Source organism: Pseudozobellia thermophila (genome assembly GCF_900141855.1).
GTDB lineage: Bacteria > Bacteroidota > Bacteroidia > Flavobacteriales > Flavobacteriaceae > Pseudozobellia > Pseudozobellia thermophila.
On sequence record NZ_FQYU01000001.1, the window covers coordinates 900490 to 921069 of the forward strand.

Consider the following 20580-nt stretch of genomic DNA (forward strand, 5'->3'; position numbering starts at 1 on the left):
ATTTGAACCCGCTTAAATGTCGTCATAGGGTGTTACGCTTTCCCACGGGCCGTTATCGGCCGATTTTTCAAGGGCTTCCAGCACCGCAACACATTCGATAATGTTTTTATGGCTTCTGGGTTCTTGGCCGGTCTTGAACATCTGTACCATATCCTCGTAATTCTTGCCGGGCCTGTCCCCATCGATTTCGGTTTTGAGCTCGACGATTCCCGCTTCGGTCTCTACATAGGTGTGCCAACCGTATTTTTTGGTCGTAAAGATCAAGGTGGCCAACATTCCATTCTTAAAAACCAGGCTGGCACTGCTGTTCTGCCCGTTTCGGTGTACCTGAACTTTTTCTACGGGGCCATCGAAAAGATACAAGAGGGGCTGTACCGTATGGGGCCCATAGAAGAAGACCCCGCCGTATTTCGAATCGAGGTCTACCGGGCCATAGCGCACCACTTGATTGATCGGCCCCATGTTTTTTAGCTGTTCTTTCAAGGCAAAGGTCTCATGACTGTGTGCGATGGAGCTGAACGAGGTTACCGGCGTGCCGTACTTTTTGGCCAAGGCCAAAAAATCCTTTCCTGCCGAGGCCCTATAGCAAAACGGTTTGTCGATAAAGGTGGGGATGCCGGCCTTGATGAAAGGGAGGGCGGCATCGAGGTGGTATTTCCCATGTCGATGGTCGACGATTAGGGCATCGATTTTACCCAACATTTTCTCGGGATCGTCTACCCTATTGGGAATACGGCCCTCCTTCATTGCCTTTTTTGCAAAGGCTTCCGTTTCGCCCCAAACGTGGGTCACTTTCATGCCCGGAAAGGTATTGTCTATGTTGAAGAGTTTTCCGAAGCCGGCGGTATGGGAGTTTTCCGCCCCTATAATGCCTATCTTAAACTCTTTCACGTTCTTTTTGCCGCTATTTTTGGATAGGGCCACGCCGGGTACGGCACCGGCTACCATTGAAAACACCGCACCTTTTCCCGCTTTTTTCATAAATTGTCGTCTAGATTTCATATCAGGTGCTTATAGCTTCATTTCCCAACCTTCTTCATAAGATCGGCTCCATAATTTTTCAGCCTCGGAATGGTTGACGATATGCCCGTTTGTGGGGTCGATGTCCAAGGAGCTGCCCACGCGTTGGGAAATATTGCCCAGTTGCACCAACAAGGTACTTTTGTGGCCCGAGTAAATATCCGAATGCAGGGGACCCCCCTCTTTGATGGCCTTGAACATGTTTTGGATATGAAGGGCGTCGAGCTGCTCGGCCGGGTTGCTTTTGTTCCTGGCATCGATTTGCACGGCGTTTTTGACCTCTTTTACGACTTTACCGTCCAGGTCGAATTGGGTGTAACTGTTGCCCGAAGGAATGAGCAAGCTCCCGTTTTCCCCGTAGAATATCACCCCGACCGAACTGCCCTCGATATCTTTTCCGTTGCAGCTGCGGCCCTCCCAGCTCATGGTTTGGCCCGATTCGAAATCGAGGTTGATGATTTGGGTGTCAGGGGTTTCCCAGTCGTCGTTGTAGCGATAGCGCCCCCCATTTGAACTAACTTTTGATGGGTAGTCTACGCCCATGCCCCACCGCAGGAGGTCGACCATATGCGTGCCGTTGTTGAGGGCCTCGCCCGTGCCCCAATGCCATAGCCAATGCCAATTGTAGTGAACGATATTGTCCTTGTAATCCCTCCGTGGCGCCGGGCCTTGCCAAAGGTTCCAGTCGAGCCAATCGGGGACGGCCGTTTTTTTACCTACGCCTATGGGCCCCCTATTGTTGGTATACCAACCCTTGCCGTAGTACACCCGGCCAATGGCCCCCGCCTTGAGGGCCTGTATGCCCTCCACCACGTTGGGCCAGGAGCGCCTTTGGTTGCCCATTTGGACCACCTTTCCATATTTTTCGGCGGCCCGCATCAAAATTTCGCCCTCGTTCGGATTGTGGCTACAGGGTTTTTCGACGTAAACGTGTTTGTCGGCCTGCATGGCGAGCAAGGAGGCAGGTGCGTGCCAATGGTCGGGTGCCGCAATAACCAGGGCGTCGACATCCTTGCTTTCCAAAGATTTGCGAAAATCGACAAAGGTTTTGACCCTGTGGTCCTGTCTTTCGGAGACGGCCGTAAGGCATTTATCTATAGCCCGCTTGTCTACATCGCAAAGGTGGACGACATTACAGTTTTCCTGACCGGCAAAATTTTGTGCCAGGGCCTTGCCCCTGCTGTTGACGCCCATTACCGAGACGTTTATCCTTTCGTTGGCCCCGATGATGTTGGCATAGCTTTTGGCACTGAACTGGGGCAGGACACTTCCGGCAACAAAGGCCATCGAACTTTTTTTAATGAATTTTCTTCGTGAGTTTTTGGTCATTGGGTCGGTATTTGGTGCGATAATTTGTCTTTTGTCTTAAATATAGCAAATAAGTGCCACCGAATTTTCAGGAATATTGAAAAAACTTTATTTTTGCGCTCTTTCTATTTGGCCCCGTAGTTCAATGGATAGAATAGAAGTTTCCTAAACTTTAGATGCAAGTTCGATTCTTGCCGGGGCTACTTTTTCTTTCTCGATCGATTTGTTTCACGGCAGTTGCTTGGATGTCAACTACATGGCAAGGCCGATAGGCTTTTTACCTCGTCCCCGGAAAAGGGAAACACTTTTGAAATGGCGGTATTGTGTATCTTTAACCCATGAAATTCATGGCCCTCCTATTGTCCGTGCTAACCATTTTCCTGTCATCGTACCCATGCTGCCAGGAAACTTCCCCATGTTCGGAAATTTCCTGTGCCGATAACATTGGCAATGACGGTTCGGAAGATGTGCCCCATGGCAAGGACCATCCCTGTTCCCCTTTTACCACCTGTGGGCGATGCGCAGGGTTTACCCTTAGTTTTACGCAGTTTACCTTTGATCTCGTCGAACCGGAAATAAAAATACCTCCAGTGCCCTACTTGGCACCGCTTCCCAAGGAAGTGTATTTCCATGAATTGAAACCGCCCCGTATTTTTGAAGTATAGATTCCCAATAAGTCAAAATGATCTTGGTCGCTATAATTAGGGCCAATAGGCAATACTACTTCAAAACCCATTTAAATGAAAATACGATTATTTATGGTGCTGTCCCTGTTGGGGATGGCATCCGTTCTTGCGCAGAACACACTTGATATTACGGTAAGGGATTCCCTCGACAAGGAACCTTTAATGGGGGTTACCGCCGTTTTGGAGGGCCTCGGCAAGGGAGCCATCTCCAATGAAAAGGGAGAGATCCACATAGAAAACATACCTGATGGCACATATGAACTTCGGTTGAGCTATGTCGGATATGCCACCGTAAAACGCACCTTGCGTTTTCCCATTGATGGTACAGGGGAAGAACGCACCTTTTACCTACTTCCCCAAGTGGAGGAAATGGAAGAGGTTACCTTGGTGTCTACCAGGAGTACAAGGACCATAGCCGACATCCCTACGCGGGTCGAGGTCATAGCCGGGGAAGAACTCTCGGAAAAAGGAAACATGAAACCCGGCGATATCCGTATGCTGCTCAACGAGAGCACGGGCATCAGGACACAGCAGACCTCGGCCACGAGCTACAATTCAAGTATTAGGATCCAGGGCTTGGACGGCAAGTACACCCAGTTGCTCCGAGATGGGTTTCCCCTGTACTCGGGCTTTGCGAGCGGACTCAGTTTGATGCAGATCGCACCCTTGGACCTAAAACAGGTAGAAGTGGTCAAGGGATCGAGTTCGACCCTTTACGGGGGCGGGGCCATTGCCGGATTGGTCAACCTGATCTCAAAGACCCCGGAAGATGAGCCCGAGCTGAGCTTTATGGCCAATGGAACCTCGGCCCTGGGGCTAGACCTGAGCGGTTTCTATTCGCAAAAGTTCAATAAGGTCGGGACGACCGTTTTTGCCTCATATAACCTGGGTACGCCCTACGATCCCGCCGATATCGGCTTGACGGCCATTCCCGAGTTCGACCGCTTTACCCTGAACCCCAAGCTGTACGTGTACCTGGGCGAAGAGACCGAATTAATGGTGGGTGTCAACGCCATTTGGGAAGACCGCCTAGGTGGGAATATGGACTATGTGAAGGGCGAGGTTGCCGACAACGCTTATTTCGAGTCGAACGAAACCGAGCGGGTCTCCACCCAACTGGGGTTCAAACATGCCTTTGATGGTCAAAACCGCTTGGAGTTCAAGAACAGTTTCAGCTATTACGACCGAAATATCGAAATTCCCGATTTTACCTTTTCGGGATACCAGCATTCCTCCTTTAGTGAACTGAACTATTCGAACCATGTGGAAGAGGGACTTGAATGGGTCTTTGGGGCCAACCTATGGACGGAGGACTTTGACGGAACCCAGGGGGATAATGTCGGGGCACTGGACCATTCGTACCAGATTTTCGGACTTTTTGCCCAGAACCTATGGCCCATAGACGAAAGGATAACGCTTGAAACCGGTTTTCGCACCGACTTTCATTCCGATTACGGGGCCGTGGCCCTGCCCCGACTGTCCGTACTCTACGAGCCCAGCCAGGCACTGACCTTTCGTTTGGGCGGGGGTATGGGGTATAAGACCCCCACTGTATTTACCGAGGATGCCGAACGCCTGCAGTTTAGGAACGTGTTGCCCATAGACACGGATGAGGCCGACCTCGAACGCTCCGTGGGCGGTAATTTTGACATCAACTACAAATGGGTCCCCCTGCCCGGGGTGACCCTGTCGATCAATACCCTCCTTTTTTACACCAAGATCAACGACCCCATGCTACTGGAACCCGATGGGAACGGATTCTATAGTTTCCTACAACCCAAAGGCTATGTCGATACCCAAGGGGCCGAGGTAAACCTTAAGGTCAAGTATGGCGATCTTAAGTTGTTTACCGGCTATACCCATGCCAAGGTCCAACAACATCAGAACGGAACGGTCTCCGATTTTCCCTTGGTGGCCAAACACCGATTGAACAATGTGCTGATGTACGAAAAGGAGGAGAACTTTTGGGTGGGCCTCGAGGCGTATTATTACAGTCCGCAAAAACTGAGTACCGGGGAAACCGGACAATCGTACTGGATCATGGGGCTTATGAGCGAAAAGAGGCTGGGGGAGCATTTTTCGGTGTTCTTGAATTTTGAGAATTTTCTGGATACCCGACAAACCCGCTTCGACACCATTTATACCGGAAACATTGCTGACCCACAGTTTCTTGATATCTATGCACCGGTCGATGGTTTTGTGGTCAACGGTGGCTTTAAGATCAAAATATAGGGGAAGTAGAAACAATCAAGACGGGTATGGGCACCGATTTCTTCGAAATGGGTGCCCTTTTTTTTGGCCCCTACTGGGGGGCTTTGTATAATTGGGGCATGCCAAAATCGTTCGGGGTAGGGTATTCTCATTAAGGAAGCATGTGCTCTATTGCAGGCCTTTCCTTGTTCCGCCTACCTCTCGGGCGTCTTTTTGGTTTTCGAGGGCCGTGAGTAGTTTATGGTAGTGCTCGAAGTATATATCGAAACTGAGCAAGGGCACAGCGTTGATTTTTTCTCCTTCTCTCATAACCGTTGAAGGTGCTATACGTTGGATTATAAGACAGGCACCGGATTTTTATGCTCGTCCAGGGCAACAAAGGTGAACGCGCCGCAGATGGCCTTTTCCCTATGGTCGGAATACATGTCCTCTACAAAAATATCTACCTGCACCTTTACACTTTTATTCCCCACTTTGACTATGCTACCTACCAACTCTATGATTTTTCCGGCGGGGATGGGGTGGTTGAAATCAATGCTGTCGGTACTTACGGTAACCATTCGTTTTCGGCTGAACCGTGTGGCCGTTATAAAGGCCACTTCGTCCATCAGGCTAAGGGCGGTACCACCGAATAAAGTGTCGTAATGATTGACCGTATTTGGGAATACGGCCTTGAATATTCTGGTTTTGGATTGTTCTATGCGTTCCGATATATCCATGGTCATTAAATGATAAATTCCTAAAAATTTCTTGGGTCGTGTTTTTCGGGTAAAGTTAATTGTCAAAGGAGCCCTTTTTTCGTTCCGTGACGAATGGTAAAGGGGCCAACGATATACATTGGCCCCTTAAGTTTTAATGGGAAGGTTGCTCGATGGCCTCCCTCATTTGTTGGGCGGCCGCGACCATTACCTTCAAGGCTTCCTTGGTCTCTTTCCAGCCCCTGGTCTTCAATCCGCAATCCGGGTTTACCCAAAGTTTGGATGAAGGTAGTACTTTTTCGGCTTTTCGCAAGAGCTCCAAAATCTCGTCGGAAGAGGGAACCCGCGGCGAGTGGATGTCGTATACCCCTGGGCCGATGTCGTTCGGATAATCGAATTCGTAAAATGCATCCAACAGCTCCATCTGCGACCGGGAACATTCTATGGTAATCACGTCGGCATCCATATCGGCGATATTCTTGATGATATCGTTGAACTCCGAATAGCACATGTGGGTATGGATCTGCGTGGTGTCTTTAACCCCGCTTGATGACAGTTTAAAGGCTTTGATGGCCCAGTCCAAATAAGCGGCCCAATCCCCTTTGCGCAGGGGTAGGCCTTCGCGGATGGCCGGTTCGTCTACCTGTATGATCTTGATGCCCGCCTTTTCGAGGTCGGCTACCTCGTCGCGAATGGCAAGGGCAATCTGGTTACAGGTTTCGAAACGGGCTTGGTCATCACGCACAAAGGACCACTGCAAAATGGTAACCGGGCCTGTCAGCATTCCCTTCACGGGCCTTTCCGTTAACGATTGGGCAAAGGAGGTCCAGAATACCGTCATGGGCTTGGGCCGGGAGACATCCCCATAAATGATCGGGGGCTTTACACATCGCGATCCGTAGCTTTGCACCCATCCGTTCTGGGTAAAGGCGAAGCCTTCCAGCTGTTCCCCAAAGTATTCGACCATGTCGTTGCGTTCAAATTCCCCGTGTACGGGCACATCGATGTTTATCCCATCCTGAAAGGAGATGACCTTTGCGGTTTCCTTTTTTAGGAATTCGATGTAGTCGTGCTCGTTGAGGCTTCCTTTTTTGAACATTGCCCGGGCCTGTCTTACCTCCTTGGTCTGGGGAAAGGAACCTATGGTCGTCGTGGGGTAGAGGGGCAGTTTTAAGCTTTGCCCCTGAAGGATTTTCCTTTTTTCAAAAGGCGATTGGCGATGATAGTCTTTTTTGCCTAGCTGTTCCATGCGTTGTTTTACCTTGGGCTTGTGGATCAGGGCAGACTTCCTTCTTCGCTGCATAGAGGCCAAGTTGTCCAAATAAAGGGGGGCTTGCCTGAAGTCCGGTGTACCCGCGAGCCGTTTTAGGCCTTCCAGCTCTTCCAGTTTTTGCTTGGCAAAGGCCATCCAATCCTTGACTTCCTTTGGGAGTACCTGTTCGTTTGTTTCGAGATCCAGGTCGTTCGGAACGTGCAACAGGGAACACGAAGGGGAAATAATGACGCGCTCTTCGTCCAATCGCGATGCGGCCTTCTGAATGTGCCTTAGCGAGTTTTCAAAATCGTTCTTCCATACATTGCGCCCATCGACCACGCCTAATGACAAGGATGTCTTTTTGTTAAGTTTGCCGCTGGTCAGGATCCCGTCTAACTGGTGGGGTGCCCGTTTCAGGTCGAGGTGCAGGGCACAAACGGGTAGCGAGAGTACGGTGTCGAGGTTGTTCCCATAATCGCCAAAATAGCTGGCCAGTAAAATCTTGAGGGAGGGAAAGTGTTCCGCGATTTCCTCGTATGTGCGTTCGATTGCCGCCCGTTCTTCGTTCGTCAGGTCGATGGAAAGGATGGGCTCGTCAAATTGCACCCAAGTGGCACCCGCCTCTTCCAGCTTATTTAAGAGGGTGTGATAGACGGGAAGGAGTTTGGGCAGCAGGCTGATCCGATGGAAGCCCTCTTCCTTTTCCTTTCCCAGCAACAAGTAGGTGACGGGGCCCAAAAGCACCGGTTTGGTGTGTATGCCCAAGGCCTTGGCCTCGATGAACCCATCGATGGGTTTAGTGGAAAGCAGATGGAAGTCCTGCTCCTTGTCGAACTCCGGTACAATGTAGTGGTAGTTGGTGTCGAACCACTTGGTCATTTCCATGGCGGTGACATCTAAGCCCTCTTTCTGCAGGCCCCTTGCCATGGCGAAATAAAGATCTAGGGGATGCCCTCCGGCTTCTTGTACACTCTTGTACCGGTCAGGAATCGCACCGACCATCAAGGTGGTGTCCAGAACGTGGTCGTAGAATGAAAAATCGTTGGAAGGAATCAGGTCGATTCCCTTTTGTTGTTGGAGCGTCCAGTTTTCCTTTCGGATGCGCTTTCCGGTCTGTAGTAGGTCTTCCAGGGAAATCTTCCCCGACCAATACTTTTCGCAAGCCCTTTTCAGCTCGCGGTGGGCACCGATTCTCGGGTAGCCCAAATTGCTTGTTTTCATTGCTAAAGCTTTTATAAAATTAGATAATTAGATAAAAGCTCCTTAGCTCAACTTCGCAATGCCTTGAACAAATGCAACGCAGGGAAAAGAAACCGGCATAACCGGAAAAAGTTCAAACGTTCAACTTGCCCTATACGCGAAGGCATCGTCAAAATCCTACAAAGTAGGGACGATATGGGCAGGTATCCTGGCTTGTTCGATCTTTGCCGGCCTTCTCATTCTTTTTTAATAGAACAATGGCGCGTAGGGCAAAAACGTACTATTCCAAAAACGGAATCGAACTTACAGTTGCGCGTCAGCTCGTGATTTACACACGATTCCCTTTTAATCCCGACACGTGTCGGAAACCCTTATCGTTTTGATAAGAAATTAAGTAAAGAACTTATTTGGTGTAAATGTAGGCAATAATCCGTTCATTTGCTATAGGCTTATGGAAAGCGCCTTTGCCCCCTGTTTCTTAGACGATCTGGCCTAGCGTCTCGACCATATTTCGTACATGGGTTCGCCTTTGCTGTTTTTTCCTTTATGGTGCCAATCGTCCTCCTTTATCTCATAATCGAATTCAAGGGTCGCCCCGACCCTGGTATTGTCCCGTGAAAAAAATTCGATGTTTTCGGTGTATTTTCCATCGGTTGAGGTATACGATCCGCCGCCCGTTCCATGGAACTTATAGGTGTCGGTGTTGTAGGCAATCCACTGAAAGCGACCGTCGATCAAAAATTTCAGGGTTTTTCGGGGGTTGGTGTCGTCCCGGCGTTCCTGTCCCTCGTCCGGTCCCCTGGTGGCAAAAAGCCATGTGCCGTCAAGTTCTTGGCGGGTGGGCTCGGCCTTGGTGAATGTCAATGAAGGCCCTGAGCCGAGGGTCAACTTGGAGCCATCGACGACAATGGCCCGGGACCATTCCGATACCTGGTCCGATTCGTAGTTGGAGTTGAATTCGAGCTTTGTGCTCAATTGGCCGTTTTCGATGCTGTAAAAGCCCCCCTCGGTTTTGATAAACTGGGCGGGCGAGGTCTCATATACCGTAAGCGTCAGGTAATCGCCCTTTACTTTTAGCTCGTGCCGTTGGCCGTTCTGGTCACTGAAATACACCCCGTCAGCAATCTGGGCGAGGCATTCCGTTGCACTCGAAATGCTTAGGCAGAAAATTAACAGAAGGGTAAAACCAAAAGAAAGCTTGCTTCGTTTCATCGATAGGGGTTTTATAATTATTGTTAAAAGTTAATCAATTGTCAATGAGTTTGTTGTAGTTAAAAATACTATAAAATTTGAATCGGAAAATCTATTTTTGGCTTTTTGTCGTAATTTCCCTCCAAGCCCTTGTTTTTTGAGATATTTTGTTTTCATTTGTTCCCATGTTTTAAGTACATGACACTAGCTCAAAATTTATAGAATTAGGTATTGTATTAATTGTTTTATTTATCGTGTTGTTTATTTCTTGGTGACCCCTATATATTCCATTGACCAATGCAACTTTTATTTAGATGAATACCAAATACATCGATCTGATCGATCAGACCTATTACTTCCCTCAAGAAGAGTTTACCCTTCAGGAAGAGTTTCTCCGTTTTCATGGCATCCCATTGAATGAACTGGTAGAAAAATACGGAAGTCCGTTAAAGTTCACGTACCTTCCTAAAATATCACAGAATATCAACCTCGCAAAACAGTGGTTCGCAAACGCCATTGAAAAGCACGGCTATAAAGGCAGGTACCATTACTGCTACTGTACCAAAAGCTCGCATTTTCAACATGTACTGCACGAGGTATTGAACAACGAAGTGCATATCGAGACCTCGTCGGCCTTTGATATCGACATAGTCGAGCGGCTCAAGGCGGCGGGAAGGCTTAAGGACGATACTTACATTATCTGCAACGGGTTCAAACGGGAACGGTATATCGAAAATATCGGCCGATTGATCAACGAAGGGCATCAGAACTGTTTGCCGATTATAGACAATTATGAAGAATTGGACCTGCTTTGCGATGAGATCAAGGACGATTTTCAGGTGGGGATCCGTATTGCTTCGGAAGAAGAGCCCAAATTCGAATTTTATACCTCGCGGTTGGGTATCGGATACAAGAATATCGTGCCTTTTTATGAAAACCAGATAAAGGATAACGACAAGGTAGAGCTTAAAATGCTACATTTCTTTATCAATACCGGTATTCGTGACAATTCGTACTATTGGAACGAATTGTTAAAATGCCTAAAGGTCTACATAAAGCTCAAAAAAATATGCCCGAGCCTCGACAGTTTGAATATCGGGGGAGGCTTCCCCACAAAGAACTCCCTGGCCTTTGAGTACGATTATCAATATATGATCGACGAGATCATCAATCAGATCAATATAGCCTGTAAGGAGGCCAATGTCGCCGTACCCCATATTTTTACGGAGTTCGGTAGCTTTACCGTGGGCGAGAGCGGTGGGGCCATTTACGAGATCCTTTACCAAAAACAGCAGAACGATAGGGAAAAATGGAATATGATCGACTCGTCCTTCATTACCACCCTGCCCGATACCTGGGCCATCAACAAACGCTTTATCCTTTTGCCGATCAACCGGTGGAACGACGAGTATGAACGCGTGCTGTTGGGCGGCCTTACCTGCGACAGTGACGACTATTACAACAGTGAGCAGAACATGAACGCCATTTACCTGCCGAAATTCAAGCGCGACAAACCGCTTTACATCGGTTTTTTCAATACGGGGGCCTACCAAGAAACGATCGGGGGCTTTGGGGGCTTGCAGCACTGCCTGATACCGCAGCCCAAACATATTTTGATCGATAAGGATGCCAACGGCGAGTTTACCTATGAGGTTTTCAGCCAACAGCAGCGTGCCGAAGACCTGCTTTCCATTTTGGGGTACAACGATGCCCCCGAAAAAGAGGGGGAGAAGACCGGCGTACTTGACGAAAGGGTAGGCGCGACACCGCACTGATAACAAGTGCTTTTTTTGTTTGACAATTAGTATATAACAACGGATTTAATTTAAAGAGATGAGTACAAAAAAGAATTACGCCGGTATCCCCGACGAATTCGCACAACTTGAAACGGCAAAGGTAATATTGATCCCTGTGCCCTACGACGGAACAAGTACCTGGGGCAAAGGTTCCGACAAAGGGCCCCAAGCGTTTTTGGAAGCTTCCGAGAATATGGAACTTTATGACATCGAGACCGATACCGAAGTATATGAACAGGGCATTTACCTGGCCGATCCCATTACCGACAACAGTTCTCCGGAAGCCATGGTGAATGCGGTGCACAAGACCGCCAAGGAGTACATTAAACGAAACAAGTTCGTAACCTTGGTAGGGGGCGAACATTCGATATCGATAGGAACGATAAGGGCCTTTAACGAATGCTTCGATAACTTGACGGTTTTGCATATCGACGCCCATGCCGATTTAAGGGAGTCTTATCAGGGTAGCCGATACAACCATGCCTGCGCGGTTCACGAAGCCGGCCAGACCACAAATTTGGTACAGGTGGGAATCCGTTCCATGGATGCCATAGAAAAAACCTTTATGGACGAGGAAAAGGTGTTCTTTGCCCACGATATGGTCAATGACGAGTATTGGATGGACAAGGTGGTCGAAGCCCTGACCGATAACGTACTCATCACTTTCGATCTCGATGCCTTGGATCCTTCCATAATGCCCTCTACCGGAACACCGGAGCCTGGGGGACTTTTTTGGTACGAAACCCTCGATTTTTTAAGGCAGGTATTCAAGGAAAAGAACGTCGTAGGTTTTGACATGGTCGAACTTTGCCCCAACGAGCACGACAAAAGTGCCGATTTCTTGGCCGCCAAATTGTACTACAAAATGTTGAGCTATAAGTTTATGGGCGAAGCCGTCGACGACGATTTCGACAATACCTACGATATGGAGTATAAAGCAGGAAATTCAAATTTAAAGTTCGATGACGATGAAGACTAAGGGAGCGATTTCCAAGTTTATGGAGAAGTACTACCTTCATTTTAATGCGGCCACTTTGGTCGATGCGGCCAAGGGATACGAAGAACAGTTGAACAATGGGGCCAAAATGTTGGTGTCCTTGGCAGGTGCCATGAGTACGGCCGAGCTGGGCAAAATATTCGCCGAGATGATCCGCCAGGACAAAGTGCACATTATTTCGTGTACCGGGGCCAATTTGGAAGAGGATATCATGAACCTGGTTGCACATTCCCATTACAAAAGGGTGCCCGAATACCGCGATTTGACGCCCCAAGACGAATGGGACCTATTGGAAAAGGGCCTTAACCGGGTGACCGATACCTGTATACCCGAAGAAGAGGCCTTCCGCAGGTTGCAAAAGCATATTTTCAAGATCTGGAAAGAGGCCGATGATAAGGGGGAGCGTTACCTGCCCCATGAATACATGTACAAGATGCTGCTGTCCGGGGTCTTGGAAGCGTATTACGAAATCGATCTAAAAGATTCTTGGATGTACGCCGCCGCCGAGAAAAACCTTCCTATCGTCTGTCCCGGTTGGGAAGACAGTACCATGGGCAATATCTTCGCTTCCTACGTCATGAAGGGCGATCTAAAGGCAGGCACCATGAAGTCGGGTATCGAGTACATGACCTTTTTGGCCGATTGGTATACCGATAATTCCAAAGACGGCATAGGCTTCTTTCAGATAGGGGGAGGTATAGCCGGTGATTTCCCGATATGTGTAGTGCCGATGCTCTACCAAGATATGGAGCGTACCGATACCCCATTTTGGAGCTATTTCTGTCAAATAAGCGACTCGACTACCAGTTACGGGTCGTATTCGGGGGCTGTGCCGAACGAAAAGATTACCTGGGGGAAATTGGATATTGATACCCCAAAATTTATAATCGAGAGCGATGCGACTATTGTCGCTCCATTAATTTTTGCCTATCTTCTAGACCTATGAGCAGTAAAAGAGACCATTCTAACCTAAAACGCGTTATCGTAGACTTCAAGAAGTTGACCCCGGAGGTATTGAAACTTCTGGTAGAGAGGTACCCCGACGGGTACGACGACCGTAACATTATATCGTTTAAGAACGCCCAAGGCGAGCGTATCGAGGCGGTCGAAGTCTTGACCGAAGACACCAAATACCTGGTGAAGATCAGTGCCAAACTGGAGTATACCATGGAGAATTACGATGAAGACGATTACGAAGATTTTGACGATGACGACCCGAAAGCTGTCGTAGAGCCGGATCCTGAGGCATTGGGCGATGTTGAAGACGACGATTAGGCGCTTGATGGCAGACATCCGCCGGCCCGTACCCGATTTCGTATTACCTTCAAGCCCTTATGCCCTGTTATGATTTCAAAGGATATTGAAAATGTCGAGCTGAAGTATTTAGACCTGGAGGACTACCAGGAGCTGAAAACGGCCATGAAGGAGGTGTACAAAAGTATACCCAACTCCTACTGGGAAGAAAGGCAGATCAAGGCGCTTATCAAACTCTTTCCGGAAGGCCAAGTGGTCATTAAGGTAAACGGCCAATTGGCCGGCTGTTCGCTCTCGATAATCGTAAACTACGACGATTTCGAAGACAACCACACCTTTCAGGAAATCACCGGACAGGAAACCTTTAGTACCCATGCCGAAGACGGCGACATGCTTTATGGAATAGACATTTTTATAAAACCCGAGTTCCGTGGCCTGCGGTTGGGGCGCCGCCTGTACGACTATCGCAAGGAGTTGTGTGAAAAGTTGAACTTAAAGGGAATCGCCTTCGGGGGCAGAATACCCAACTACCACAAGTACGCCGCTACCTTAAGTCCGAAACAGTATATCGAGAAGGTCAAACTCAAAGAGATCCACGATCCCGTACTGAGCTTTCAGATCAACAACGATTTTCATCCTTCAAAAATATTGAAGGGCTACCTGCAGGGCGACAAGGCTTCCAAGGAGTTTGCGGTCTTGATGGAGTGGGACAACATATATTACGAAAAGCCCAATAAAAAGGCGGCGACGAAAAAACGGGTGGTGCGCCTGGGGTTGATCCAATGGCAAATGCGACCCTATAAGGCGCTCGACGAATTGTTGCAACAGGCGGAATTTTTTATTGATTCCGTATCCGGATATCGTTCCGACTTTGCCCTTTTTCCCGAGTTTTTTAATGCCCCCTTAATGGCCGAAAACAATCATCTTTCAGAATCGGGGGCCATCAGGGAGCTCGCGCGCCATACCGAAGCCATTGTGCAGAAATTCTCCGAATTTTCCATTTCGTACAACATCAACATCATTACGGGAAGCATGCCCGAAATAAAGGATGACGGACTGTACAACGTGGGTTATCTCTGCAAGCGCGACGGTTCGGTGGAACGCTATGAAAAACTGCACGTTACCCCCGACGAGTCCAAGGTCTGGGGCATGCAGGGCGGAAGCCAACTAAAGACATTCGATACCGATTGCGGAAAAATCGGCATACTGATCTGCTACGACGTGCAGTTTCCCGAACTGGCCAGGTTGCTGGCCGATGAGGGCATGGATATGCTCTTCGTACCCTTCTTGACCGATACCCAGAACGGTTTCTCACGAGTGCGCAATTGTGCCCAGGCCAGGGCGATCGAAAACGAATGTTACGTGGCCATTGCCGGAAGTGTCGGCAATTTGCCCAAAGTGCACAATATGGACATCCAGTTTGCCCAAAGCATGGTGTTCACGCCTTGCGATTTTCCGTTTCCGACCAATGGCATCAAGGCCGAGGCCACACCCAATGCCGAAATGATCCTGATTGCCGATGTAGACCTTGGTCTGCTCCGCGAGTTGAACCAATTCGGTGCCGTTCGCAACTTAAAGGACAGAAGAAAAGATATATATCAACTTATAAAAGGAAAGTAATTGACCGATTTAAAGATTATAGGAAGTGAAGAATGGTGCATTTTTGGGGAACTGGGTATACCGGCCATAAAGGCCCGTGTAGATTCGGGAGCCAAAACATCCTCCATCCAGGCCACCAATACCAAGGTGTTTACCAAAGGGATACAGGAATGGGTAAAGTTCGAGGTGAACCCCCTACAGGAAAACCGGAGTATTAGCATCCAGTGCGAGGCAAGGCTGGTCGACCGAAGAATGGTCAAGAGCTCATCGGGCATTTCCGAAGAACGCTTGGTCGTAAAGACGCCGGTGACCATGGGAGGGGATACCTTCGATATCGAACTTACCTTGGCCAATCGCGATACCATGGAGTTCCGAATGCTTTTGGGAAGGGAGGCCCTCAACGGCAGGTTTATGGTCAACCCTGCGCTCAACTATCAGGTGCAGGATTTTGACGAAGCCGAGATCAATAAAAAATACGCCCCCTATTTCAAGAAAAAAACCGGACTGAAAATCGCCCTATTGGCGAGTAACCCCAATCTGTACAGCAACAAACGGATTATAGAAGCGGCGGAGGCCAGGGGCCATGAGATTGTTTTTTTAAACGTCGAGCTGGCCTATATGAAATTGGATGCCCATTCACCGGAGATCCGGTACCGCGGGGGCAATATCCTCAACGAATTCGATGCCGTCATACCACGGATCAAACCCTCGGTTACCTTCTATGGCTGTGCCTTGATCCGCCAGTTCGACAATCTGGGGGTGTATTGCCAGAATTCTGCCGAGGCCATTTCGCAATCGCGCGATAAGCTGTTCGCCTCGCAGTTGTTTTCGAAGAACGACATTCACATACCGATCACGGGCTTTGCCAAATCGCCAATGGATACCAAAGACCTTATAAAAATGGTCAATGGGGCGCCCTTGATCATTAAATTGCTCGAAAGCACCCAAGGCAAGGGCGTGGTGCTGGCAGAGACCAATAAGGCGGCCGAAAGTGTAATCAACGCCTTTAAAAGTGTGAATACCAATATCTTGGTACAAGAGTTCATCAAAGAGGCCAATGGCCAGGATATTCGCTGCTTTGTCGTGAACAACAAGGTGGTGGCCAGTATCCAAAGACAGGCCGAAAAGGGCGAATTTAGGGCCAATATACACCAAGGGGGTAAGGCCTCGATCGTAAAGATCACCTCCGAGGAGCGCAAACTGGCCCAAAAGGCGGCCAAGGTCTTGAACTTGGCCGTGGCAGGGGTCGATATTATCCGGTCGAACAAGGGCCCCTTGTTGTTGGAAGTAAACTCCTCTCCGGGCCTCGAAGGTATTGAGAACGCCACGGGTAAGGATATCGCCAATACCATGATCATGGCCATTGAGCGTAAATTGCGGTTCAACCCGTAACGGGGCCGAGGCATTTTTGGTTCCTACCAAGGCCTTGGTAGGATGGTGTTGCCGCCCGTTTCTTCCCAAAACCCTGTCGGGTGGTATGGAAGAGTCCTTAAGGGTTGCGGGGTGCACGTGGGATCTTATGCGCCTTGGTATGCCCTGCCATTCCAATTTCTTTCCAGATTTCGGGCCTACCTTGGGTGAAAAATCGATTTTACCCATGGAAATTGTGAAAATTAAGATATTGACCGTTTTCGGACTCCTGTTTGGCTTCGGTTTGATTTTTTTGGGCTTTGGGGAACTGGGGCAAAAAACCGCCTCCGACGACTTTGGGTACCGCGTTGTAAAAAGTTGGCAGTTGCCCGATGCGCTTCGCGAGGTTTCGGGAATCGCATGGCTCGATGACGGCCGCATAGCAGCCGTACAAGATGAGGAGGGCTCCATTTTTATCTTTGACCCAAAGACCGGTAAAATTGCTCGGGAAATCGATTTTGCGGGAGCGGGCGATTACGAAGGAATAGCCGTTAAAGGAGATGATGCCTATGTACTGCGAAGCGATGGGGCGATTTTTGAAATCGTCGATTTTAGGGATGATAAGCGAAAAATTTCGGTCCATACTACTCCTTTCTCAAGGAAGAACGACATGGAATCGCTCGAATGGGACCCTGGTAACGGCCGTTTGTTGATCGCCCCTAAATACAACGACCCCAACAGCGCACGGTTTAAAGGTATCTATTCTTTTTCCAGCGTTTCCAAAAAAGTGGAAGAGGCGCCGGTGTTCCAAATCGATATGGGCGACGAAATTTTGAACCGGTATAGAAAAAAGGACATTGGCAAAACTTTTCGCCCCTCCGATTTGGCCATTCATCCCAAAACAAAGGACATCTATATTTTGGACGGGGCCAAGCCTAAATTGCTGATCCTGACGGCCGATGGTGAGGCCAAACAGGTCTACGCCTTTGACGAAAACGATTTTCCCCAACCTGAGGCAATCACCTTTTGTCCCGACGGAACGCTATATATTGCCTCGGAGGCCAAAAAGGAAAATCCTGCGATGCTCTACCTATTCAAAATGGGCGATAGGTAACAAGGGGCGACCGATTATTTTAAGGTCGTCCGGATTTGATATTCCCCAACATTTCCTTGGTGGTTTCTTCGAGGTCGAACCTGGGTTTCCAGCCCCAGTCCCTTCGGGCTTGGGTATCGTCGATACTGCTGGGCCAGGTGTCGGCTATGGCCTGTCTGAAATCGGGTTGGTAGCTTATTTCAAATTCGGGGATATGGCCCTTGATGCTTGCGGCGACCTGGGCCGGTGTGAAGCTCATCGCCGAAAGGTTGTACGAAGACCTAACGGTGATGTTCTTTGGGTCGGCTTCCATGAGTTCGAGAGTGGCGCGTATGGCATCGTCCATAAACATCATCGGCAGTTCGGTATCCGCACTTAAAAAACAGGTATATTTTTTGTCCGAAAGCGCCTTGTGGTAGATTTCCACGGCATAATCGGTGGTTCCACCGCCGGGCATGGTTTTCCAACTGATCAGTCCGGGATACCGGATGCTTCTAACATCCACCCCGAATTTGTTGTGATAGTAGTTGCACCAACGTTCACCCGATTGCTTGCTGATGCCGTATACCGTGGTAGGTTCCATAACGGTGCTCTGCGGGGTTAGTGTCTCGGGGGTGTTGGGGCCAAAAACGGCAATGCTCGACGGCCAGAAAACGGTGTCGATCTTCTTGTCCCTGGCCAGGTTCAGCACGTTGAACAAGGTTTTCATGTTCAGGTTCCAAGCGCGCATCGGGAATTTTTCGGCCGTTGCGCTCAACATGGCAGCCATTAGGTACACCTCGTTTATTTCGTAATAGGCCACCACTTCTTCCAAAGCGTCGTAGTCGGTAGCGTCGAGAATTTCAAAGGGACCGGAATCCATAAGGGTCTCATTGCCTTCGCGGATATCGCCGGCGATTACATTTTCATTACCGTACCTGTTGCGAAGGGTAAGGGTGAGCTCGGTCCCAATTTGTCCACAGGCGCCAATGATCAATATGGATTTCTGCATTAAATCGAAGTTAAAATGAATATGGGTGCAAAGATAACTCTTTGCAAAATTTGTACATTCGCTGCATGAAGAGAATGTACTTTATTAGTTTGCTGGTACTATTTCTTGTGTCGTGTAGGGAAGGGAACAACCCAGAGGTGGAGGCCGGTACCTCAATCTATGCGGTAGACACCGAAAAATGGCCTAAAAAGACAGGCATTGCCGCCAGTGCGCAGGCCATCTTGAATGACTGGCCGGAGTTCATGGCCTTTGAGACCACCTTCGACGCCCTGTATAACGTGGAGAACAAAGACGATTTGGCATTGGCCATAGACGACCTGATAGAAAGACAAAAGGAGCTTGAGGCCTCTACTTACCCCCCAAAGTTCGATATCCCCCAAATCAAGAGCAGACAAAAGGTCTTCAAGACCTATATATTGAAGATAAAGGGCGATCTATACTACAGGTTAGACCCCGAAGAATCTATTTTACAGATGTTCGAGGCCTACAATGCGTTTCGCAACCAGTTTAACGTAGTGATCCATAATACCTTGGACACCAATTTGATATTGGAGGAATAAAAAACGGTTTACGTATGCCTTCGTAAACCGTTTTTGTCTTTTTCAGGTAGGTCCGCGCTCGATACGGCCCTTTTATGTGGAGGCCCGGCAACCACGGGCTTCGTTTCCTCCTTTACTCCTTCTTCTCCTCGGCCGCCGGAGGATTTTTTCTGGCCTCCAAGGCCTGCTTGCTCAAGCTGGCCAGGTTAAAATTGGGGTCGAGTTGCAAAGCCTCGTCGATCAGGGCAATGGCGGCATCGATATTGTTTTTGTCCTTGTTGTATACGGTTAGGGCCTTGAGGTGAAGGAAGGCGGCTTTCAGGGATACCTCATACGGTTGTTGCCTTTCGTAAAAAGCATACTTCATATCGTCTTTGGCATTGACTATACCGTATTCTATATTGACGGCCGCTCCGGCATTGTCCCCGGTTTGAATTTTTAAGTCGGCCAGCTCATAGGCCAAATACGGATTTTCATTTCGTTTGAACAGTTCCTCAAACTGTTCCAAAGCCCTTTTGGGTTGGTTCAGGGCCTTTAAGGAAATGGCCTTCACCTGAACCGCCATGTCAGAATCGTTCGGGTCTTTTTCTATTCCTATGGTATTCAAGGCCTGTAGGTGTTGGCTGTTGTTTGCGTAGACATAGGCCAGGGTGTCTTTGCGCTCTTTTGAGGGCGAGAGCACATTGAGGTGGGTCAGGGCATTGATAACACCGTTTACGTCTCCCTGCAGTCTCATTTCTTGATAAAACTCTTCGTAATGTTTTTGCAACTCGCTTTTTGTTTGTGCTTTTGCCGCAAAGCTGAGGGTCAATAGCAATAAAAAGATCGTTTTTTTCATGAAATTCTGTTTAGTGGTTCTAATTCTATCGGTTTCGGTGCGCAAAAGTAATGATATTATTGCTATTGGGCTGTTAATAAGAAGATAATAGAAAAAGGGCTAATTGAAAAAGGGATGCCCTAGGGCATCCCTTTTTTGGTTTCACGATGTCTTTTGACCTAAGAAACGAGACTTTTTTCGTTTTTTCTAAATGTCTTGAGAAGGCTCGCATAGAACATGATACTTTTCGGGTCACTGTCTATGCATGAAGTTAAAAAATCACGTAAATTTCTAAACCATAGGTTGGTATGTAGTGTGGGAACACCAAGATTCACCTTTTTTGGGTCGTAATCGTCGTCGTCCATCACAATGGCCATTTCTACCCGGCGCCTGTGATAATCGATGGAAACATGTGCTGCGTTATAGTGCTTCTTTAAGAGTGCTACATGCAGGTTTTTTAAATTTTGGGGAACTTTTTGCTTGGGAACTTCGCGGGCGATGACATGGTCGATTTCCATTAAAATTCGCCCGCTAAGAGATGAATTTTCCATGGCAATAAGTTTAAAATTATATAC

General features: G+C 48.6%; 20 protein-coding genes, 1 tRNA gene and 1 riboswitch. Of the genes, 11 read left to right on the top strand and 10 right to left on the bottom strand.

What is annotated here, in order from left to right:
- Nucleotides 1–12 precede the first annotated feature (12 nt).
- Entirely contained in the window at nucleotides 13–981 is a 969-nt protein-coding gene (locus BUB37_RS03770; protein WP_072988696.1) for a Gfo/Idh/MocA family protein, read from the bottom strand.
- A gap of 30 nt (nucleotides 982–1011) precedes the next feature.
- A complete protein-coding gene (locus BUB37_RS03775) occupies nucleotides 1012–2349 on the bottom strand; it encodes a Gfo/Idh/MocA family protein (RefSeq protein ID WP_072988700.1) in 1338 nt (445 codons plus the stop codon).
- A gap of 110 nt (nucleotides 2350–2459) precedes the next feature.
- Here BUB37_RS03775 and BUB37_RS03780 point away from each other — a divergent pair.
- From BUB37_RS03780 to BUB37_RS03790, 3 genes are all read left to right on the top strand, one after another.
- Nucleotides 2460–2531 (top strand) — tRNA-Arg (locus BUB37_RS03780).
- A gap of 135 nt (nucleotides 2532–2666) precedes the next feature.
- Nucleotides 2667–2993 (top strand): DUF6660 family protein, encoded by a 327-nt coding sequence (locus tag BUB37_RS03785; RefSeq protein ID WP_072988704.1) that lies wholly within the window; start codon nucleotides 2667–2669, stop codon nucleotides 2991–2993.
- Nucleotides 2994–3068: 75 nt separating this feature from the next.
- Complete coding sequence (locus tag BUB37_RS03790; RefSeq protein ID WP_072988708.1) at nucleotides 3069–5246, top strand: TonB-dependent receptor; 2178 nt, start codon at nucleotides 3069–3071, stop codon at nucleotides 5244–5246.
- Nucleotides 5247–5393: 147 nt separating this feature from the next.
- On the opposite strand, the gene BUB37_RS21580 is transcribed toward BUB37_RS03790, so the two are convergent.
- The 5 genes from BUB37_RS21580 to BUB37_RS21945 all read right to left on the bottom strand — a co-directional run bounded on the left by BUB37_RS21580 (nucleotide 5394) and on the right by BUB37_RS21945 (nucleotide 9746).
- The gene (locus BUB37_RS21580) at nucleotides 5394–5534 is read right to left on the bottom strand and encodes a hypothetical protein (protein WP_170863110.1); all 141 of its coding nucleotides are present in this window, start codon (nucleotides 5532–5534) and stop codon (nucleotides 5394–5396) included.
- Between the two features lie 26 nt (nucleotides 5535–5560).
- Complete coding sequence (locus tag BUB37_RS03795) at nucleotides 5561–5944, bottom strand: acyl-CoA thioesterase (protein WP_072989779.1); 384 nt, start codon at nucleotides 5942–5944, stop codon at nucleotides 5561–5563.
- A gap of 133 nt (nucleotides 5945–6077) precedes the next feature.
- The gene (metE, locus tag BUB37_RS03800) at nucleotides 6078–8399 is read right to left on the bottom strand and encodes a 5-methyltetrahydropteroyltriglutamate--homocysteine S-methyltransferase (RefSeq protein WP_072988711.1); all 2322 of its coding nucleotides are present in this window, start codon (nucleotides 8397–8399) and stop codon (nucleotides 6078–6080) included.
- A 160-nt stretch (nucleotides 8400–8559) separates the two neighbouring features.
- Nucleotides 8560–8766, bottom strand: a riboswitch (cobalamin riboswitch).
- Between the two features lie 104 nt (nucleotides 8767–8870).
- Nucleotides 8871–9590: a hypothetical protein gene (locus BUB37_RS03805; protein ID WP_072988715.1), complete on the bottom strand. Its 720-nt coding sequence runs from the start codon at nucleotides 9588–9590 to the stop codon at nucleotides 8871–8873.
- Nucleotides 9591–9620: 30 nt separating this feature from the next.
- Nucleotides 9621–9746: a hypothetical protein gene (locus BUB37_RS21945; protein ID WP_262987423.1), complete on the bottom strand. Its 126-nt coding sequence runs from the start codon at nucleotides 9744–9746 to the stop codon at nucleotides 9621–9623.
- A 137-nt stretch (nucleotides 9747–9883) separates the two neighbouring features.
- On the opposite strand from BUB37_RS21945, the gene BUB37_RS03810 reads away from it, so the two are divergent.
- From BUB37_RS03810 to BUB37_RS03840, 7 genes are all read left to right on the top strand, one after another.
- Nucleotides 9884–11344, top strand: coding sequence for a type III PLP-dependent enzyme domain-containing protein (locus BUB37_RS03810; protein ID WP_072988719.1), 1461 nt, complete (start codon nucleotides 9884–9886; stop codon nucleotides 11342–11344).
- A 58-nt stretch (nucleotides 11345–11402) separates the two neighbouring features.
- Entirely contained in the window at nucleotides 11403–12344 is a 942-nt protein-coding gene (speB, locus tag BUB37_RS03815) for an agmatinase (RefSeq protein WP_072988723.1), read from the top strand.
- Nucleotides 12334–13308: a deoxyhypusine synthase family protein gene (locus BUB37_RS03820; RefSeq protein WP_072988726.1), complete on the top strand. Its 975-nt coding sequence runs from the start codon at nucleotides 12334–12336 to the stop codon at nucleotides 13306–13308. The genes speB and BUB37_RS03820 overlap by 11 nt, the downstream gene beginning before the upstream one ends.
- A complete protein-coding gene (locus BUB37_RS03825) occupies nucleotides 13305–13637 on the top strand; it encodes a hypothetical protein (RefSeq protein WP_072988729.1) in 333 nt (110 codons plus the stop codon). The genes BUB37_RS03820 and BUB37_RS03825 overlap by 4 nt, the downstream gene beginning before the upstream one ends.
- A 69-nt stretch (nucleotides 13638–13706) precedes the next feature.
- Nucleotides 13707–15236, top strand: coding sequence for a carbon-nitrogen hydrolase family protein (locus BUB37_RS03830; RefSeq protein ID WP_170863111.1), 1530 nt, complete (start codon nucleotides 13707–13709; stop codon nucleotides 15234–15236).
- On the top strand, nucleotides 15237–16607 hold the full coding sequence (gene rimK / locus BUB37_RS03835; protein ID WP_072988733.1) for a 30S ribosomal protein S6--L-glutamate ligase: 1371 nt from the start codon (nucleotides 15237–15239) through the stop codon (nucleotides 16605–16607).
- 205 nt (nucleotides 16608–16812) lie between these two features.
- The gene (locus BUB37_RS03840; protein WP_170863112.1) at nucleotides 16813–17679 is read left to right on the top strand and encodes an SdiA-regulated domain-containing protein; all 867 of its coding nucleotides are present in this window, start codon (nucleotides 16813–16815) and stop codon (nucleotides 17677–17679) included.
- A 19-nt stretch (nucleotides 17680–17698) separates the two neighbouring features.
- On the opposite strand, the gene BUB37_RS03845 is transcribed toward BUB37_RS03840, so the two are convergent.
- A complete protein-coding gene (locus BUB37_RS03845; RefSeq protein WP_072988736.1) occupies nucleotides 17699–18649 on the bottom strand; it encodes an NAD-dependent epimerase/dehydratase family protein in 951 nt (316 codons plus the stop codon).
- A gap of 65 nt (nucleotides 18650–18714) precedes the next feature.
- Here BUB37_RS03845 and BUB37_RS03850 point away from each other — a divergent pair, with 65 nt between their 5' ends.
- On the top strand, nucleotides 18715–19209 hold the full coding sequence (locus BUB37_RS03850) for a hypothetical protein (RefSeq protein WP_139278063.1): 495 nt from the start codon (nucleotides 18715–18717) through the stop codon (nucleotides 19207–19209).
- A 112-nt stretch (nucleotides 19210–19321) separates the two neighbouring features.
- On the opposite strand, the gene BUB37_RS03855 is transcribed toward BUB37_RS03850, so the two are convergent.
- Both BUB37_RS03855 and BUB37_RS03860 read right to left on the bottom strand, forming a co-directional pair.
- On the bottom strand, nucleotides 19322–20026 hold the full coding sequence (locus tag BUB37_RS03855; RefSeq protein WP_072988743.1) for a tetratricopeptide repeat protein: 705 nt from the start codon (nucleotides 20024–20026) through the stop codon (nucleotides 19322–19324).
- Nucleotides 20027–20184: 158 nt separating this feature from the next.
- A complete protein-coding gene (locus BUB37_RS03860) occupies nucleotides 20185–20556 on the bottom strand; it encodes a hypothetical protein (RefSeq protein WP_072988746.1) in 372 nt (123 codons plus the stop codon).
- Nucleotides 20557–20580: the final 24 nt, after the last annotated feature.

Bases quoted from the DNA above. Each gene is read 5' to 3' on its own strand.
- BUB37_RS03805 (WP_072988715.1), bottom strand. From the start codon at position 9,590: ATGAAACGAAGCAAGCTTTCTTTTGGTTTTACCCTTCTGTTAATTTTC.
- BUB37_RS03825 (WP_072988729.1), top strand. From the start codon at position 13,305: ATGAGCAGTAAAAGAGACCATTCTAACCTAAAACGCGTTATCGTAGAC.
- BUB37_RS03845 (WP_072988736.1), bottom strand. From the start codon at position 18,649: ATGCAGAAATCCATATTGATCATTGGCGCCTGTGGACAAATTGGGACC.
- BUB37_RS03830 (WP_170863111.1), top strand. From the start codon at position 13,707: ATGATTTCAAAGGATATTGAAAATGTCGAGCTGAAGTATTTAGACCTG.
- BUB37_RS21945 (WP_262987423.1), bottom strand. From the start codon at position 9,746: ATGAAAACAAAATATCTCAAAAAACAAGGGCTTGGAGGGAAATTACGA.
- speB (WP_072988723.1), top strand. From the start codon at position 11,403: ATGAGTACAAAAAAGAATTACGCCGGTATCCCCGACGAATTCGCACAA.
- BUB37_RS03770 (WP_072988696.1), bottom strand. From the start codon at position 981: ATGAAAAAAGCGGGAAAAGGTGCGGTGTTTTCAATGGTAGCCGGTGCC.
- BUB37_RS03795 (WP_072989779.1), bottom strand. From the start codon at position 5,944: ATGGATATATCGGAACGCATAGAACAATCCAAAACCAGAATATTCAAG.
- BUB37_RS03860 (WP_072988746.1), bottom strand. From the start codon at position 20,556: ATGGAAAATTCATCTCTTAGCGGGCGAATTTTAATGGAAATCGACCAT.
- BUB37_RS03840 (WP_170863112.1), top strand. From the start codon at position 16,813: ATGGAAATTGTGAAAATTAAGATATTGACCGTTTTCGGACTCCTGTTT.
- BUB37_RS03810 (WP_072988719.1), top strand. From the start codon at position 9,884: ATGAATACCAAATACATCGATCTGATCGATCAGACCTATTACTTCCCT.
- BUB37_RS03855 (WP_072988743.1), bottom strand. From the start codon at position 20,026: ATGAAAAAAACGATCTTTTTATTGCTATTGACCCTCAGCTTTGCGGCA.
- metE (WP_072988711.1), bottom strand. From the start codon at position 8,399: ATGAAAACAAGCAATTTGGGCTACCCGAGAATCGGTGCCCACCGCGAG.
- BUB37_RS03785 (WP_072988704.1), top strand. From the start codon at position 2,667: ATGAAATTCATGGCCCTCCTATTGTCCGTGCTAACCATTTTCCTGTCA.
- BUB37_RS03820 (WP_072988726.1), top strand. From the start codon at position 12,334: ATGAAGACTAAGGGAGCGATTTCCAAGTTTATGGAGAAGTACTACCTT.
- BUB37_RS21580 (WP_170863110.1), bottom strand. From the start codon at position 5,534: ATGAGAGAAGGAGAAAAAATCAACGCTGTGCCCTTGCTCAGTTTCGAT.
- BUB37_RS03775 (WP_072988700.1), bottom strand. From the start codon at position 2,349: ATGACCAAAAACTCACGAAGAAAATTCATTAAAAAAAGTTCGATGGCC.
- BUB37_RS03850 (WP_139278063.1), top strand. From the start codon at position 18,715: ATGAAGAGAATGTACTTTATTAGTTTGCTGGTACTATTTCTTGTGTCG.
- BUB37_RS03790 (WP_072988708.1), top strand. From the start codon at position 3,069: ATGAAAATACGATTATTTATGGTGCTGTCCCTGTTGGGGATGGCATCC.